This window comes from Compostimonas suwonensis (assembly GCF_002797855.1).
GTDB lineage: Bacteria > Actinomycetota > Actinomycetes > Actinomycetales > Microbacteriaceae > Compostimonas > Compostimonas suwonensis.
In genome coordinates, this window is the sequence record NZ_PGFB01000004.1 from 190,587 (window position 1) to 205,809 (window position 15,223).

Consider the following 15,223-nt stretch of genomic DNA (forward strand, 5'->3'; position numbering starts at 1 on the left):
GGGTAATGGATAGCCTCATGATCGTCATAGTGTGGACACCTTACGCACACAAGGGAGTGAGATGCCCGGCAAACGAAGGGCCAGCGCCGCAGACGCGCTCACGAGCGTCGTCTTCGATGGAATGACGGTCGCCGTCGGCGGCTTCGGTCTGAGCGGTAATCCGACCAATCTCATCAGCGCGCTCCGCGACACGGGGGTGAGAGACCTCACCATCGTGAGCAACAACATGGGCGTCGACGGAAAAGGCCTCGGCCTGCTCCTCGAGGGCGGTCAGGTGCGAAAGGTGCTCGCCTCCTATGTGGGCGAGAACAGGCGCTTTGCCGAGCAGTACCTCGATGGATCGCTCGACGTCGAGTTCGTGCCGCAAGGCACCCTGGCGGAGCGCCTGCGCGCGGGCGGTGCCGGCATCCCGGCCTTCTACACGCCGACCGGGGTCGGCACCCCCGTCGCCGAGGGCAAGTCCGAGGCGAGCTTCGACGGCGTGCGCGCGATCCTCGAACGGGGAATCGTCGCCGACCTCGCCCTCGTGCGCGCGCGCTCCGCTGACGACGCGGGCAACCTGCGCTACCGGCTGACCGCACGCAACTTCAACCCGCTCGTCGCGACATGCGGAAGGGTGACGGTCGCAGAGGCCGAGGAGATGGTCGAAGGGTTCATCGACCCCGACGACATCCACACACCCGGCATCTTCGTGTCACGGCTCGTCGCCGTGGAGGACCCCACGAAAGAGATCGAGCAGAGGACGGTGCTGCCCCGTGTGGACGCGTGATGAGATGGCCGGGATCGCGGCCAGAGACCTGAACGACGGCGACTACGTCAACCTCGGCATCGGTATCCCCACACTCGTTGCCAATGCCCTCCAACCCGGCGTCAACGTCACGTTGCAGAGCGAGAACGGCATCCTCGGAATGGGCCCGTTCCCCGTCGATGGCGACGAGGACGCCGACCTCATCAACGCGGGCAAGCAGACGGTCACCCTCGCGCCCGGCGCCTCGATCTTCGACTCGGCCACGTCGTTCGGCATGATCCGCGGCGGACACGTCGCGGTCGCGATCCTCGGTGCACTGCAGGTCTCGCAATTCGGCGACCTCGCGAATTGGACCATCCCCGGCAAGCTCGTCAAGGGCATGGGTGGCGCGATGGACCTCGTGGCCGGCACACCGAGGGTCATCGTGATCACCGAGCACCTCGCGAAAGACGGGAGCCCCAAGATCGTCGCCGAGTGCGATCTCCCCCTCACCGGCGTGCGTTGCGTCGACCGGATCGTCAGCGATCGCGCGGTCTTCGACATCACCGACGACGGGCTGAACCTCGTGGCGATCGCCCCGGGCCATTCCGTCGAGGAGCTGCGCTCGACAACGGGCGCCCCCTTCCGGATCGCCATCGAGGAGGCCGGATGAACGCCGTCATCGCGGGCTACTCCCGCACCGCGTTCGTCCGTTTCGCCGGAAGTCTCGCGGCCGTTCCCGCCGTCGCGCTCGGCGCGCACGCGATCCGCTCCGCGCTCGCTCGGGCCGCAGTTCCGGCCGAGGAGGTCGAGCGGGTGCTGATCGGTCAGGTGCTTCAGGGCGGGGCGGGGCAGAATCCCGCGCGCCAGAGCGCATTCGCCGCAGGCATTCCGCTGACGGTTCCTGCGATCACCCTCAACGCCGTCTGCCTCTCCGGGATGGAAGCGGTCTCCAGCGGTGCTCTGCTCATCGATCAGGGCAGGGCCGACGTCGTGGTCGCCGCAGGCCAGGAGTCGATGTCGCTCGCCCCGCACGCGTTCAGTGCACGTGCCGGAACGAGGTACGGCGCGATCGAACTCGTCGATACGCTCGAGCACGACGGGCTCACCGACGCGTTCGAGCACCGCTCGATGGGCGCCTCGACCGAAGAGGGCAACGGGGAGCTCGGCATCGGGCGACCCGCACAGGATCGGTGGTCCGCGTCGTCGCACACCCGAGCCGCATCGGGAGCGCAGTGGAGCGCTGCCGAGATCGAGCCGTTCACGATCGAATCCCGTCGCGGCTCGATCGTCGTCGACACCGACGACGGCGTGCGCCCGGAGACCACTGAGGAGACACTCGCGGGCCTACGACCCGCGTTCTCATCGAACGGGACGATCACGGCCGGCAACTCGTCGCAGATCACGGACGGCGCCGCCGCGATCGTCCTCGTCTCCGAGCGCTATGCCGCCGAGCACGCGATCCCCGGCATCGCCTCGATCGAGTCGACGGCGTTCGTAGCGGGTCCCGGCGTCCGTCTGCATACACAGCCCGCGGACGCCATCCTTGCGGCCCTCGCCTCGCTCGGAGCTGATCCGGCAGCCCTGGCGGCGGTCGAGATCAACGAGGCGTTCGCCTCGGTCGCGGTGCACTCGACCGCCGCCCTCGGGATCGATCCCTCGATCGTCAACCGCTACGGGGGCGCGATCGCGCTCGGCCACCCCATCGGAGCCTCGGGAACGCGCATCGTCGGCACGCTCGCCCGCCAGCTCGCGGATGCCGGCAGCGGGGCGCTCGGCGCCGCCGGCATCTGCGGCGGAGGCGGTCAGGGCTCTGCCGTGGTTCTGCGCGCACGGTGATCGTCGAACGGAGCGAGTCAGTAGTCGTCCGGTCCCGGCGGCGTCGCGCCGGGGAGCCACTGCTCGAGCAGCGCCGTCGTCGCGAGACCGCGGTCCGACGAGCACGCGGACGACACCGTGACCTTCTCGTCGTCGGCGGAGACGACCTCTCCCGAGACGACGAGCACGTCGCCGGGCCAGATCTGATCCGAGAAGCGCATGGAGAGCCGCCACGGGCAGTCGAGGGAGAACCAGTCGGTGACCATGTGGCCGATCAGGGCTGCGGAGAGCATGCCCATGGCGAACGTCGTCTGATAGCCCCGGGACCGAGCGGCGTTCTCGTCGTAGTGAATCGCCGTCAGGTCTGCACTGGCGACCGCATAGCGTACGAAATCCGCACGGGTGATGGGACCGAAGCGGCCTTCGGCCAGGGATCGGCCCGGCGCAGCACAGCGTGCCGGGATGGGGTCCGGTACGACGGGGTCTGTGCGCACACGCAAGCCGTCATCGAACACCCTCGTGTCACCGGTGGGAACCGACGACACAAGAGGGTCGGCCGCTTCGAGCAGCGTGCGCGTCACGACGCCCACGACGTTCCCCCGCTCGTCGGCGAGGATGCTCCGACGGCGCGCGCGGCGCATCACGCCCCCGCGCCGGCCCATCACATCGGGCAGACGCAGCGTCGCATCCGTCACCGTGAGCGTCGTGCCCACGATCAGAGGGGCGTAGAGCAGGATCGTCTCCTCGCCGTGGAATGAGCGAGCGACGTCGAACCCGAGAACCTCGAGTGAGTGAGAACGACCGGCGAGCGTCGCGGCGAGGCATCCGAACATCGGCGGCACCGCGATCGAGGCGGTGTCACCCGAGTACCGGTAGCGCGGATTCGCGTCCCACGCGGCCTCTGCGTACCGTCGCACTGAGAGCTCCTCGACGGGAAAGCGGTACTCGTCGCGGATGTCGGACGCCGTGTAGTCAGGCACGCCGATCATCCCGCCCGACCGTGCCGCGCACCGGGAACATCGAGCATCCGCTCATCCGGCTTCCCCCTCGATCCCCATGCCCAGGTAAGCCTCACGCACAGCAGGCGAGGCCTGAAGCGTCGCGGCATCCCCTTCGACGACCACACGCCCCTGCTCCAACACGTATCCGCGGCTCGCCGTGGCGAGTGCGAGAGAGGCATTCTGTTCGACCAGAAGCATGGTCAGGCCCTCCTGCCCGAGCGTCGAGATCGTCTCGAAGACGAGATCGGTGACGATCGGGGCGAGGCCGAGCGACGGCTCGTCGAAAAGCACGAGCTTCGGATTCAACATCATCGCCCGAGCGATGGCGACCATCTGCTGCTCGCCGCCCGAGAGCGTCCCCGCCTGCTGCTGCTTGCGCTCGGAGAGTCGTGGGAAGAGATCGTACATCTCCCCGAGCCGCTTCCGCTTGCCCGACTGCGACCGGCGGGCGCTCGCTCCGACGAGCAGGTTCTCCTCGACCGTGAGATGCGAGAACATACGGCGTCCCTCGGGAACGACGGCGATTCCCCGCTCCGCGATCAGATACGGCGGAAGGCCGGTGATGTCCTCGCCGTCGAAGACGATCCGCCCGCCGCTGCTGCTCAGATGGCCGGCGATCGCACGCAGGAGGGTCGACTTGCCCGCCCCGTTCGAGCCGAGGATGCTCGTGATCGCGTGATCGGGCACCTCGATCGATACGTCGCGGATGGCGCGGGCGTCGCCGTAGCGCACCTCGAGGCCGTCAACGACCAGCATCGTCCACCTCCTCGTGTCGCGGTACTCCGATGTACGCCTCGATGACCTGCGGATCCGCCTGGACCTCGTCCGGCGTGCCGTCCGCGATGAGCTGTCCGTGCTCGAGCACGAGCACACGGCGGCTGATCCGCATGACCACCTTGAGCAGGTGCTCGACGAGCAGGACGGTCACGCCCTCGTCGACCAGCTGGCGGATGAGCATGATCGCATCCTCCACCTCGTGCGGGGTCAGGCCCGTCATCACCTCGTCGAGCAGGAGCAAGGTGGGCTCGGGCACGAGCGCGCGCGCGAGCTCGAGCCGTTTTCGGTCGATGAGCGTGAGCTCTGCCGGGCTTCGGTCCGCCCGATCGTCGAGACCCAGCCGTTCGAGAGCGCGGCGGGCCGCGCCCTCGGCAGCCGACACGGAGTGGAACTTCGCCAGGCCGCCGACGAGAGCGTTCTCGAGCACCGTCATCGACGGGAAGAGACGAACCTTCTGGAAGGTTCTGGCGACGCCGAGCTCGGGGAAGCGATAGCTCGGCGATCGGGTCGTGTCGATCCCCATCGTCCGTCGACGACCGCTGTCCAGCTTCTGGAAGCCCGTCATAAGGTCGAAGGTGGTGCTCTTTCCCGCCCCGTTCGGCCCGACGAGCGCGATCACCCCACCCTCGTCGATGGTGAAGGTCACGTTGTTGACGGCTTTCACACCCCCGAACGACTTGGAGGCGCCATCCATCTCGATAAGCGCGCGTGACATCCCGATCTCACCTCCGTGACTTCTCGCTGGCCTGCCGCCGGGGTGGCACAGGCGTCGTCTGATCCTGGTGCTTCCTGCGCCCCTTCTCCACCGCCGCGCGAATCCGACGCGGGATGGAGACGAGCCCGCCGGGCAGCCACAGCGCCACAGCGATGAGGAAGAGGCCGTACACGATCACATCCGCACCCGCGAAGACGTGCTGCAGGGCGTTGTTCGCCGACTGGCTGATCACGACCACCGCGATCCCGCCGATCACCGGGCCCCACAGGGTTCCTGCGCCGCCGAAGATCGCACCGAGCGCCATCTCGACGGACCTGTCGGTTCCGAACGCACCCGTCGGGTCGATGAAGAGGTCGTGTTGGGCGGTCAGCGTCCCGACGAATGACACCATCACAGCGCTCAGGACGAACGCCCGGAGCTTGACCTGCTCGGTCTTCACCCCGAGGGCCCGCGCGACATCCACGTCGTCTCTCACCGAGCGGAGCTTGTAGCCGAAGGAGCTCCGCATGACCAGCCAGGCGATCGCCGTGAAGATCACGAGGGTGATCAAGGCGATGTAGTAGTAGCTCTGCTGACCGCGGAACTGGAACATCAGGAACGACGGCTCCGTGAGCGGAACGCTCAATCCCACGTCGCCACCCGTCAGCTCGGTGAAGTGGCGCGCCAGGTTCACGAGCAGCAGCGAGAAGACGAAGGTCACAAGGGTGAAGTAGACGCCTCGCAGGTGTGTCGTGATCGAGCCGAGCCCCAGCGCGACAACGGCCGAGATCACCATTCCGGCGATTCCGCCGAGCCACGGCGAGATGCCGAAGTTCACGACCAGAAGCGTGCTCGTGTATGCCCCGATCCCGAAGAAGGCTGCATGCCCGAAGGAGAGCCGGCCGCCCAACCCGCCCACGATGTTCCAGGCGACGGCCATCGCAGCCAGCGTGATCGCCTCGAAGCCGAGGCCCTGCAGGTATCCGGTTCGCAGCAGCCAGAGCGGCGACACTGCGAGGAACACGAAGAATGCGGCCCCGACGATGAGGCTCAGACGTTCTCTCATGCCACGTCTCCCTTTCGCCCGAAGAGGCCGTTCGGCCTGAAGATGAGTACGAGGATGAAGATGACGAACAGGCCGGCATCCTGCAGCGCCGGTCCGACGAACGCGCTTGTGAGCTGCTGTACGACACCCGCGATGACCCCGCCCACGAATGCGCCGTAGACGCTGCTGAGCCCGCCGAGCACGACGGCGACGAACGCGATGACCAGGAACGCGTCACCGGTCGTCGGCGAGACCGGCTGATAGGTGACGAGCACCCCGCCCGCCACGATAGCGATGCAGATTCCGATCGCCATCGAGATCGTGTAGATCCGCTTCGATCGCACTCCCGCGGACTCGGCCATCTGCGAGTCGTCGACGACCGCCCTCATCCGCCTCCCGAGATCCGTGTAGCGGAGGATCAGGACGAGCATCGCCGCGACGAGGATCGCTATCGCGAAGCCGATGATGTGCGCGGGCTTCACATAGAGGCCGCCACCGATGTCGACGAGTGTCGAGCCCGCCGTGAACCCGGACAGCGACAGGGAGTTGGGAGAGAAGATCACCTGCGCGATGCTCTTGATGATGAGGCTGAGACCGAGCGTGAGAAGAAGCTGACGCAACTCGTCCTTGCCCGTGACCGGCCCCAGGAGGACCGTCTGCAGGAGCGCTCCGAAGAGGAGGCCGAGAGGAACCGCGATCAGCAGGGCGACGAACGGATTCACTCCCGCGTTGTAAAGGGAGTACACGAGGTACATGCCCACGAGCACGATCGACCCGTGTGCGAAGTTGATGACCCTCATCACTCCGAAGATCAGGCTCAGGCCCATGGCCACAAGCCCGTAGACGCCGCCGAGGAGGAGACCCGTGAGCGCGGTCTGCGCGAATAGTTGCATGTCGAGTGGCACCTGTCCGATCATTTGGCTGGGCCGCCCGACGGGTGACGCCGGACGGCCCAGTACTGACACGAGCGACTGTCTACTACTCCGGTTTGCAGGCCTGGACCTCCTGCGGCCAGACCGTGCACGGCACGCCGTCCTGCCACTGGATCATGATCGGGAAGATCACGGAGTTGCGACCCGTCTCGTCGAACCGCACCGAGCCACCGGGCATCCAGCTCGCCGGGCCCTCCGAGAACTCGATCGTATGGAGCGCGCTCGAGATCGCGGCGGGGTCTGCGCTGGCCGCGCTCTCCATCGCGGCCGCGATCTCCCACACGGCGACATACGCCTCGCCCGCCTCCTGCGGAGCGAACTTGCCGTACTTGGCCTTGTACGCCTCGTTGACGTCGCCGATGCCGTCGTACGGCAGGTCGAAGTTCCAGCTGGTCATGCTGAGAACACCGTTGACGGATTCGCCCAGTTGCTCGCCGAACTCGGGGTCGAGGATGCCGCCACCGCCGAGGCCCACCATGGGACCCGTGAATCCGAGAGTGCGCGCCGTGCTGACGATCGTTGCGACGGCGGGGGTGGGGCCGCCGAGGAGAATGGCGTCGGGATGTTCAGCGAGCGCCGTCTGCACCATGACGGTGGCGTCGCTCAGGTCCTGCGGATAGAACGCCTGGTTGACCACCGTGAGACCGTTGTCGGACGCTTGCTGGATCGCCGTCTCCCCCTGCGCCTGTGTCGTCGCGTCGTTCGCCGCGAGCACGGCGACCTTCTCGACCGGCGAGCCGACGGCGGCGAAGGCATCCTTGAGGTACGACACCGCGGACCCACCGGAGGCGCTCGCGAGGATCGACACCTGGAAGTAGTTCTGGTAACCGCGCTCGCCGAGCGCATCCGAGTTCGACATCGTGATGAGCGGCACGCTCGCCTGCTCGGCGGAGGTCGATGCCGTGTTCGTGAACGCCGTCACATATGCACCGACGATGGCCACCGCGCCGTCCTGCTCGATGAGCTGGCGCGTGACGGTTCCGGCCTGCCCGGGATCGGTGGAGCCCGTGTCGGCCGTCACTCCCGTCAGCTGGGCGCCGTCGAGGGCCTTGATACCTCCGGCCGCGTTGATCTCGTCGATCGCGAGGAGCGCGCCGTTCGCCGATGCCTGGCCGCCCGATGCCCACGATCCCGTCAGTGGGAAGGGCAGGCCGATCGTGTAGCTCGTGCCCGACGAGTCACCGCCGTCGCCGCCCGCCGCGCCATCCGAAGAACACGCACCGAGTGCGAGGATCGCGACGCTCGCGCCCGCTATCGCGGCCGCGGCCCTGATGCGCCGCGGTGTGTGGCCGCGCCGCTCGCCTGTACCGTGCCGTTTGTCTATACCGTGCCGCTGGTCTGTACCGTGCAGTGCATTTGTCACTTCTGTTCCTCCACATTGAGGTTGGCGGCCCTAGTTAGCCCCCGACAGATTCCGAGAGTTCGGAAATGATTTCCGACAGGCTGACTCTATGGGCGCCGTTCTGCGCCGACAACGCGATTCCGTGAATCCGGAATCGACGGCCCCGCCCGCGCCTCCGAGCAGCCGTCAGACCTCCGCGAGCCGCCGAGAAACGAGGTCCGCAGCGGGCGCAGACAGCTCTCTGCGCGTGAGTTTCCCGGTGGCAGTGCGAGGCAGCTCTCGCACGAACTCGACGGCCCACGGCACCTTGAAGCTCGCGACGGAGTCGCGGCAGTGCCCGATGATCCACTCCTCGGAGGCGGCCTGCCCGGCGCGGGGGACGACGAAGGCGATGGGGACCTCACCGCGAGACGGATGCGGTGCACCAACGACCGCGACCTCTTCAACGGGGGGAAGACTCGCGATGAACGCCTCGACCTCGGTGGGCGAGATATTGATCCCGTTCGACTTGATCATGTCCGAATGCCGGCTGACGAACTGTATGCTCCCGTCCGCCCGCATCGTGCCGAGATCGCCCGTGCGATACCAGCCGTCCTCCGTGATGGCTTCCCGAGTGGCCTCTGCGTTGTTGAGGTACCCGGGCGTCACCCGGCCTCGGACCCAGATCTCCCCCTGATCTCCGATCGGAACGGTCTCCCGCGACTCGATGTCGACGATCCGCACCTCCACACCGGGAAGCGGCTGGCCCTGCGTCACCACCCGCTCGCTCACGGGCATCTCGTGCGGCGTCACGCAGCAGTTCCCATAGGTCTCGGTCTGGCCGTAGACGTTGCACAGCTCAGGGATCCCGAGTTCGACGATAGCCCGCTCGACCTCCTCTCCCCGGCCGATGATGAGGCCCGTGCGAAGCGAGTCGATGGCACGCACTTCGGCCGCGACCTCCTCCTCGAGTGCCAGCGCAAGGCTCGGCAGCAGGTAGAGCGCCGTGCACGCCTCTCTCGCGAGCACCTGGGCGGCCTCCGCCGCTGTGAACCGCTCCTGCAGCACAAGACAGCCCCCATGGGTCAAAGTCGTCATCGCCGCGTTGGCGATTCCGTAGCTCCAGAAGATGGGAGAGCCGAGCCAGACCCGCTCGCTGTCGCCGAACCCCGCTCTCTCCCCCATCGCGAAGCCGTTCTCGATGAGATGCCGATGACGCAGCGGAACAGCCTTGGGATACTGCGTCGTTCCCGAGGTGTACACAATGACCGCCGCGTCATCGCCCCGCGCACGATTCTCCGGAGCAGGCCTGCCGGCCGCACGCACGATCAGGTCGTGGAAGTCATGGGCGGAATCCGGAATGGGCGTCTCGCGGACACCCGAGCCGATCGTGATGAGATTGCGCAGCTGGGGGTATCGCTCACTGTGCACCGGCCCGCCCGTCTCCCAGAACTCGGGGACCAGGGTCGCCAGCTCTCCGAGGAGATCGCTCGAGCGCACGCTCGGCGTCATGATCAGGGTCTCGGTCTTCGCTGACGACAGGAGGAAGTCCAGGTCCCACGCGCGAACCCAGGTGTTGAAGCTGTCAACGGCGACCCCGAGTCGCATCGCTGCGAAGGCCGCGACGACCCACTCCTCGATGTTGGGGGCCAGAAGTGCGACTCGGCTCCCGGGCGAGACACCGAGCGTCGCGAGCGATGCGGCGAACTCGCCGACGCGACGTGCGAGTTCCTCGTAGCTCAGAGTGCCCGAGCTGGAGACCAGGGCGTCGGCATCGGGGCGGACGGCGGCGGTCTGGTCGAGCAGTGCGGGAAGGGTTCGCGCCTCGGGCGGCAGCCGGTTCTCGTCCCAGGCGAGCGGGCCGAACGAGCTCAATCGTGTGGAATCGGAACTCATGGGTTCTGACCGTCCTTTCATCTAGATGACCCTCGTCGCCGTGAGCCCGCCATCGACGCGGATGTCCGCACCGGTGATGAAACCCGACATGTCCGAGGCGAGGAACAGCACACATCGCGCCACGTCCTCCGCTTCGCCGAGTCGCTCGAGCGGGGTCATCGCGATCGCCGTCGCACCGCTTCCTTCTCGGGTGTAGTGGTCGCGATTGATCCCCGTGACGATCACGCCGGGACTGATCGAGTTGACCCGGATGCCTCGTGGGCCGAGTTCGGCCGCGAGTTCACGTGTCATCGACAGCATTCCCCCTTTCGTCGCGGTATAGGCGGGGTAACGATTGCCCGAGTTCGCCGTCATCGACGCGATCTGGATGATGCTCCCGCCGCGTCGCATTCGTGGCACCGTCGCCTTGAGCACCGCGAAACAGCCGGAGAGGTTCACCGAGACGATCCGCTCCCAGTCCTCCCGCTGCGTCTGCTCCAGATCCTTGCGGATCATGATCCCGGCGGCGTTGATCACGATGTCGGCCTCGAGCGAGCCGAGCGCCGTCTGCACCGCACCCCACTCGCTCACATCAAGCACGAGCGCCTCGACCGAGCCTCGCAGACCGTCCGCCGCCCCCACCGTCTGCTCGAGGCCGTCGCCGCTCACATCCACCGCAGTCACTCGCGCTCCGGCGTCAGCGAGCAGGATCGCACTTGCCCGCCCGATGCCCGACCCTCCGCCCGTCACGAGGGCGCGTCGTCCTCGAAGGTCGACGAGACACTCCGAAGCGCTCATCGCGTCTCGCCCTCCGGACGTTCCACGCAGAATCGCGGCGCACGCCGGGCGAGGAAGGCCTGAACACCCTCGACGTAGTCGTCGCCGGAGAACGAGGCGTTTCGCACCTCGACGGTCTCCGGGGTCTCCTCCCGCACACCCTTCGCAAGCTCGCGGAGCATCGACTTCGCCCCTCGAATCGAGGTGCTCGACAGGCTCGCGATCTCGGCGGCGATCGTGCGAACGGCTCCCTCGAGCGCCGCCGGTGCGTGGATCTCGTCGACGAGCCCGGCGCTCAGCGCTTCATCCGCGGTGAGAAGGCGGGCGGTCACGAGCATCCGCGTCGCCCTCACCCTGCCCACGGCGTCGACAAGTCGCCTCGTAGACTCGAGCCCGTAGACGAGGCCGATCCGAGCCGCGGTGACTCCGATTCGAAGACGCGTGTCGGCGATGCGGAGATCGCAGGCGAGCGCGATCCCGCATCCTCCCCCCACGCACGCCCCGTGGATCTGCGCAATAACGGGCACGGGGCACGACTCGAGTGCGCGCTCGGCCGTTGCGACCGCCGCGTTGTAGCTGATCGCGGGGGCACCGGGCGCTCTCGTCTCGCGGAACTCCGAGATGTCCCCGCCCGCCGAGAACGCCTCCTCGCCCGCCCCGCGCACGACGACGACCCTCACGCGCCCGTCGCCGCTCAGACCATCGATCGTTCGGGCGATCAGGCGGTACATCCCGAGGTCGAGGGCGTTCCGCACCGGCCTGTTGTCGATCTCGATCGTCGCGATCCCCCGGTCGACGACCGAGCGTACGGTGCCCGTCACGGCTCCGCTCCCGGATCGATCGGGTGCAGCCAGTCGACGGGGATCGGCAGACCCGCGCAGGCGTCGTTCCCCGCACTGCGGCGAGCGAGCTGGGCAAGGATCTCGGGATCGGAGGGATCGATCACCTCGACGGGCAGGTCGTGGTTCGCTGCGATCGCCGCGATCTCGTCAGCGGTCATCGCCTGAAGCGATGCGGCGAGCCGCTCACGGATTCGGGCGGACCGGGTGCGTCGATCACTGTACCGGGTGTACTCCGGATGTCCGGACCAGTCGTCCCAGCCGAGCGCGGCGCACAGGCGCTCCCACATCGGATCCTCGAGCAGGGCGACGACAACACGATGTCCGTCACGAGACGAGAAGGTGCCGTAGCTCGGTTCGCGATGATCGACGGCCTCCGGTTTGATCCGCGCCCATGAGGCCGCCGCGTCGAGCATTGCCAGATCGAGGTGTGCGCCCGCCCCCGCGTGCCAGGCCGCGACTGCCAGGAGGGCGGCAGTCGATCCGGTCGACAGGTCGACCCAAGGCACCCCGATGCGATCGATCGTGACGTCATCCGGGATGGCTCCGATCATCGCCTGAAGGCTGATGTCGTGCGTCGGCCGCGACGCGAGGGGGCCGCTCTGGCCGAAACCGGAGATCGAGCAGTAGACGATCCCGGGATTGATCGCGCTCACCGTCGCGTAGTCGCAGCCCAGACGCGCGACGACCCCGGGGCGGAAGCCTTCGACGAAGACCTCGGCGTCGACGGCCAGTCGAAGCAGCTCAGCACGATCGCCGTCGCTCTTGAGATCCAGCCTCACCCCGCGTTTCCATCGGTTCACGGTCGTGAACATCGCTGGGTCGAAAGCGCGCCCCGCATCGCCGCCGGGCGGCTCGACCTTGATCACGTCCGCCCCGAGCGCGGCGAGCAGCGCGGTCGCGTAAGGCCCCGGCAATTGCTGGCTGAGGTCGAGCACGCGCATTCCGGCGAGCGGGCCGTCTCCACCCGAGAGAAGCCACGAGATCTGTTCGCTCATAGGATCGCCAGAGGGGTGACCTGCCCCGCGGTCGAACCGGCGAACCCGACCGGGGCCACGACAAAGCAGAACTCGGCCACCCCGCGGCCCACGAGCCCGTCGAGCTCCAGGTTCTCGATGAACGGCACACCGTGCTCATGGATGAGTGCGAGGTGCACGGGGAACCGCGTGCCCTCGCTCGACGGCTGCACCTCGATCGCGTAGTTGTCGACGCCGACGATCGCGATGTCGGCGGCGGCGATCCACTCGGCGGCTGATTCGTCGAGCCCCGGCTCGTTGTCGAAGTAGTCGGCGTGGCTTTCCCGATGCGACTCCCACCACCCCGTGCGCACGACGAGAGCGTCACCGGCCTCGGGCACGAGTCCGGCGGACGCGTAGCCGCGGGCGAGCTCCTCGGCGCCGATGCGGGTGGATGCCGGAAGCGGCTCGCCCCTGGCCGCGACGAGATCGATCAGCACGCCGCGGGTCATGATGCTCCGCAGTGTCTCGGCGCCGAGTCGCGCCGCCCCCGTCGTGGACCGCAGTGTCGAGGCCGGATGCCCGTTGAAGAGCTCGTCACCTGACCACACGTGAGAGAGGGCGTCCACGTGGGTTCCGCTGTGCGTCGAGAGCATCACGGTGTCCTCGGCGAACTTGAACCCGCCGACGACCCGGGCGCCGAGTGCGTAGTCGCCGGCATCCCGATCCATGAATCTCATCCCACGCCCGCGATGCGGTGGCACGGCGCCCTCGGCTCCGGAGGGCTGTGCGAGCGCCACGACGGTCCCCTCGCGGACGAGCGATGCGGCTCGCCGCACCTCGTCCGGACCCACGAGGTTGAGCGCACCGATCTCGTCGGAGCTCCCCCATCTGCCCCAATTGCCGCTCACGGGATCACCACCGTCCGTCCGATCTGCGTCCGCGCGTCGAGAGCGGCATGCGCGGCAACAACCTCGCGAAGCGGACGGCTGTGCGTCCGCGGGGACAGGAGCGCGCCCGATGCGACGAGTTCGACGACGGCTTCGAGATCCTCTCTGGTCGCGTGCGCGGAGCCTGTCACCGACAGCTCTTTCACGATGACGAGGCCGCCCTCCAGACCCAGTGTCCGCGGGTCGACATTGCCGACGAGCACGACCCGTCCCCGCGGAGCGAGCGAGCGCACGGCGAGCGCAAAGGTCGGAGCTCCCGTGAGCTCGAGCACCGCGTTCACGCCGCGACGGAACCCATGGCGTGCAGCCGCGGCCCTGACGGTGCCGGCATCGGGGCGCACAAGCACCTCCACCGCTCCGGCCTCGAGCAGAGCCTTCCCTTTCGCCTCGCTCGAGGTCGCGGCGAACACCGATATTCCCCGTGACGCCGCGAGAGCGACGGCGTTCAGGCCGACCCCGCCCGCGGAGCCCGTGATCAGCAGCGCGTCGCCCGACCCGCAGCCTGAGGCGTTGATCGCCCGGAAGCCCGTGCCCACACCGCACGACAGCACGGCTCCCGTCGCATCGTCGATCGAGTCGGGCAGCAGCACGGCGTTCAGCGGATCGGCGAGGACGAACTCGGCATAGCCGCCCTGGACATCGTCGCCGTAGAAGCCCGGACCCGAGCGGCATTGGTTCGTCGACCCGGTGAGGCAGTCGGCGCACACACCACAGGGGCGCCGCTGCACGAGGGCCACCCGGCGACCCAGCCAGGCGGCCAGCGAGTCGTCCCCGACGGAGTCGACGACGCCGGCGATCTCGTGGCCGAGCACGGCGTCGGACGCAGACGGGATCCTGCCCGAGCGGGCCAGGGCATCGTGTCCGCAGACCCCGCATGCGAGCACCCGCACCCGAAACTCCCCGGGAGCCGCTCGCGGCACGGGGATACGCTCCATTCCGATCACCGACGGACCGCCGTGCCCGTGGAGCGCCATGACCGCCATGGCCTCGACCGGCTCGGAACGCGGGGCGGGCGCAGTACTCGACATCGGCGGGATCAGGAGAGCGGCTCGAACCAGTAGTCGGCCGCGGTTCCCGTCGGCTGCTCGGCGAAAACCGCCTTCACACGAGATCCGATCGTAAGGGCCTTGACCGCGGATCCCTGGTCTGTGAGTCCGACGCCGCGAACGTATCCGACGAGCGCCGTGTCGGCACCGTCGAGCAGGACATAAGCGAGGGCGTAGGGCGGCTTCGGCAGCCCTGTGAAGTGCTCGTAGACGACGGTGGACATCTCGATGGTGCCCTCCGTCCCCACCTCGACCCAGTCGTCGACCTTCGTGTGGGTTCGGTCGTCATAGGAGCGAGGCGGCACAAGAACCCGTCCCTCCTCGGTACGTGTTCCCCAGATCCGCCCTTCGGCGAGTCCACGGAGGAATCTCGATGTCGTCGCGCCCAGCGCGTGCCGGTACTGAAGGTCCCACGTCTGTTCGTAGAACAGCGGAGCCTCTGGGCTGATTGTCTGGTCGGTCACA

General features: G+C 67.8%; 16 protein-coding genes. 3 read left to right on the forward strand and 13 right to left on the reverse strand.

All coding sequences use genetic code 11. The annotated features are described in order from the left end of the window. Positions 1 to 61 precede the first annotated feature (61 nt). The 3 genes from CLV54_RS12020 to CLV54_RS12030 are packed head-to-tail and all read left to right on the forward strand — an operon-like array spanning position 62 to position 2,566. Positions 62 to 769 carry a CoA transferase subunit A gene (locus CLV54_RS12020; RefSeq protein WP_100345223.1) on the forward strand — a complete coding sequence of 236 codons (708 nt, stop codon included), beginning with the start codon at positions 62 to 64 and terminating at the stop codon, positions 767 to 769. Positions 770 to 773: 4 nt separating this feature from the next. Beyond that, positions 774 to 1,400: a 3-oxoacid CoA-transferase subunit B gene (locus CLV54_RS12025; protein ID WP_100345508.1), complete on the forward strand. Its 627-nt coding sequence runs from the start codon at positions 774 to 776 to the stop codon at positions 1,398 to 1,400. After that, the gene (locus tag CLV54_RS12030; protein ID WP_100345224.1) at positions 1,397 to 2,566 is read left to right on the forward strand and encodes an acetyl-CoA C-acyltransferase; all 1,170 of its coding nucleotides are present in this window, start codon (positions 1,397 to 1,399) and stop codon (positions 2,564 to 2,566) included. The genes CLV54_RS12025 and CLV54_RS12030 overlap by 4 nt, the downstream gene beginning before the upstream one ends. Positions 2,567 to 2,583: 17 nt before the next feature. Here CLV54_RS12030 and CLV54_RS12035 read toward each other — a convergent pair whose 3' ends face one another. The 13 genes from CLV54_RS12035 to CLV54_RS12095 form a co-directional block, all read right to left on the reverse strand. After that, entirely contained in the window at positions 2,584 to 3,525 is a 942-nt protein-coding gene (locus tag CLV54_RS12035; protein ID WP_170061991.1) for a MaoC family dehydratase, read from the reverse strand. A gap of 51 nt (positions 3,526 to 3,576) precedes the next feature. Further along, positions 3,577 to 4,302 (reverse strand): ABC transporter ATP-binding protein, encoded by a 726-nt coding sequence (locus tag CLV54_RS12040; RefSeq protein WP_100345226.1) that lies wholly within the window; start codon positions 4,300 to 4,302, stop codon positions 3,577 to 3,579. Beyond that, positions 4,289 to 5,038, reverse strand: coding sequence for an ABC transporter ATP-binding protein (locus CLV54_RS12045; RefSeq protein WP_100345227.1), 750 nt, complete (start codon positions 5,036 to 5,038; stop codon positions 4,289 to 4,291). Before CLV54_RS12045 ends, CLV54_RS12040 begins: the two co-directional genes overlap by 14 nt. Positions 5,039 to 5,045: 7 nt before the next feature. Then, positions 5,046 to 6,083: a branched-chain amino acid ABC transporter permease gene (locus tag CLV54_RS12050; RefSeq protein ID WP_100345228.1), complete on the reverse strand. Its 1,038-nt coding sequence runs from the start codon at positions 6,081 to 6,083 to the stop codon at positions 5,046 to 5,048. Further along, a complete protein-coding gene (locus tag CLV54_RS12055; protein ID WP_157802942.1) occupies positions 6,080 to 6,967 on the reverse strand; it encodes a branched-chain amino acid ABC transporter permease in 888 nt (295 codons plus the stop codon). The genes CLV54_RS12050 and CLV54_RS12055 overlap by 4 nt, the downstream gene beginning before the upstream one ends. A gap of 73 nt (positions 6,968 to 7,040) precedes the next feature. Next, positions 7,041 to 8,357, reverse strand: a complete 1,317-nt coding sequence (locus tag CLV54_RS12060; RefSeq protein WP_100345230.1) for an ABC transporter substrate-binding protein — start codon at positions 8,355 to 8,357, stop codon at positions 7,041 to 7,043. Positions 8,358 to 8,522: 165 nt separating this feature from the next. Beyond that, positions 8,523 to 10,211 (reverse strand): class I adenylate-forming enzyme family protein, encoded by a 1,689-nt coding sequence (locus CLV54_RS12065; RefSeq protein ID WP_100345231.1) that lies wholly within the window; start codon positions 10,209 to 10,211, stop codon positions 8,523 to 8,525. A 21-nt stretch (positions 10,212 to 10,232) separates the two neighbouring features. Then, positions 10,233 to 10,988 (reverse strand): SDR family NAD(P)-dependent oxidoreductase, encoded by a 756-nt coding sequence (locus tag CLV54_RS12070; RefSeq protein WP_100345232.1) that lies wholly within the window; start codon positions 10,986 to 10,988, stop codon positions 10,233 to 10,235. Beyond that, the gene (locus CLV54_RS12075) at positions 10,985 to 11,788 is read right to left on the reverse strand and encodes an enoyl-CoA hydratase/isomerase family protein (RefSeq protein ID WP_157802943.1); all 804 of its coding nucleotides are present in this window, start codon (positions 11,786 to 11,788) and stop codon (positions 10,985 to 10,987) included. The genes CLV54_RS12070 and CLV54_RS12075 overlap by 4 nt, the downstream gene beginning before the upstream one ends. Continuing rightward, positions 11,785 to 12,804 carry a CaiB/BaiF CoA transferase family protein gene (locus tag CLV54_RS12080; protein ID WP_100345234.1) on the reverse strand — a complete coding sequence of 340 codons (1,020 nt, stop codon included), beginning with the start codon at positions 12,802 to 12,804 and terminating at the stop codon, positions 11,785 to 11,787. Before CLV54_RS12080 ends, CLV54_RS12075 begins: the two co-directional genes overlap by 4 nt. Beyond that, entirely contained in the window at positions 12,801 to 13,673 is an 873-nt protein-coding gene (locus tag CLV54_RS12085) for a cyclase family protein (protein ID WP_100345235.1), read from the reverse strand. The genes CLV54_RS12080 and CLV54_RS12085 overlap by 4 nt, the downstream gene beginning before the upstream one ends. Next, complete coding sequence (locus CLV54_RS12090) at positions 13,670 to 14,740, reverse strand: alcohol dehydrogenase catalytic domain-containing protein (protein ID WP_211294537.1); 1,071 nt, start codon at positions 14,738 to 14,740, stop codon at positions 13,670 to 13,672. Before CLV54_RS12090 ends, CLV54_RS12085 begins: the two co-directional genes overlap by 4 nt. 8 nt (positions 14,741 to 14,748) lie before the next feature. Further along, entirely contained in the window at positions 14,749 to 15,222 is a 474-nt protein-coding gene (locus tag CLV54_RS12095; protein WP_100345237.1) for a Zn-ribbon domain-containing OB-fold protein, read from the reverse strand. Between the last annotated feature and the right edge of the window lies 1 nt (position 15,223).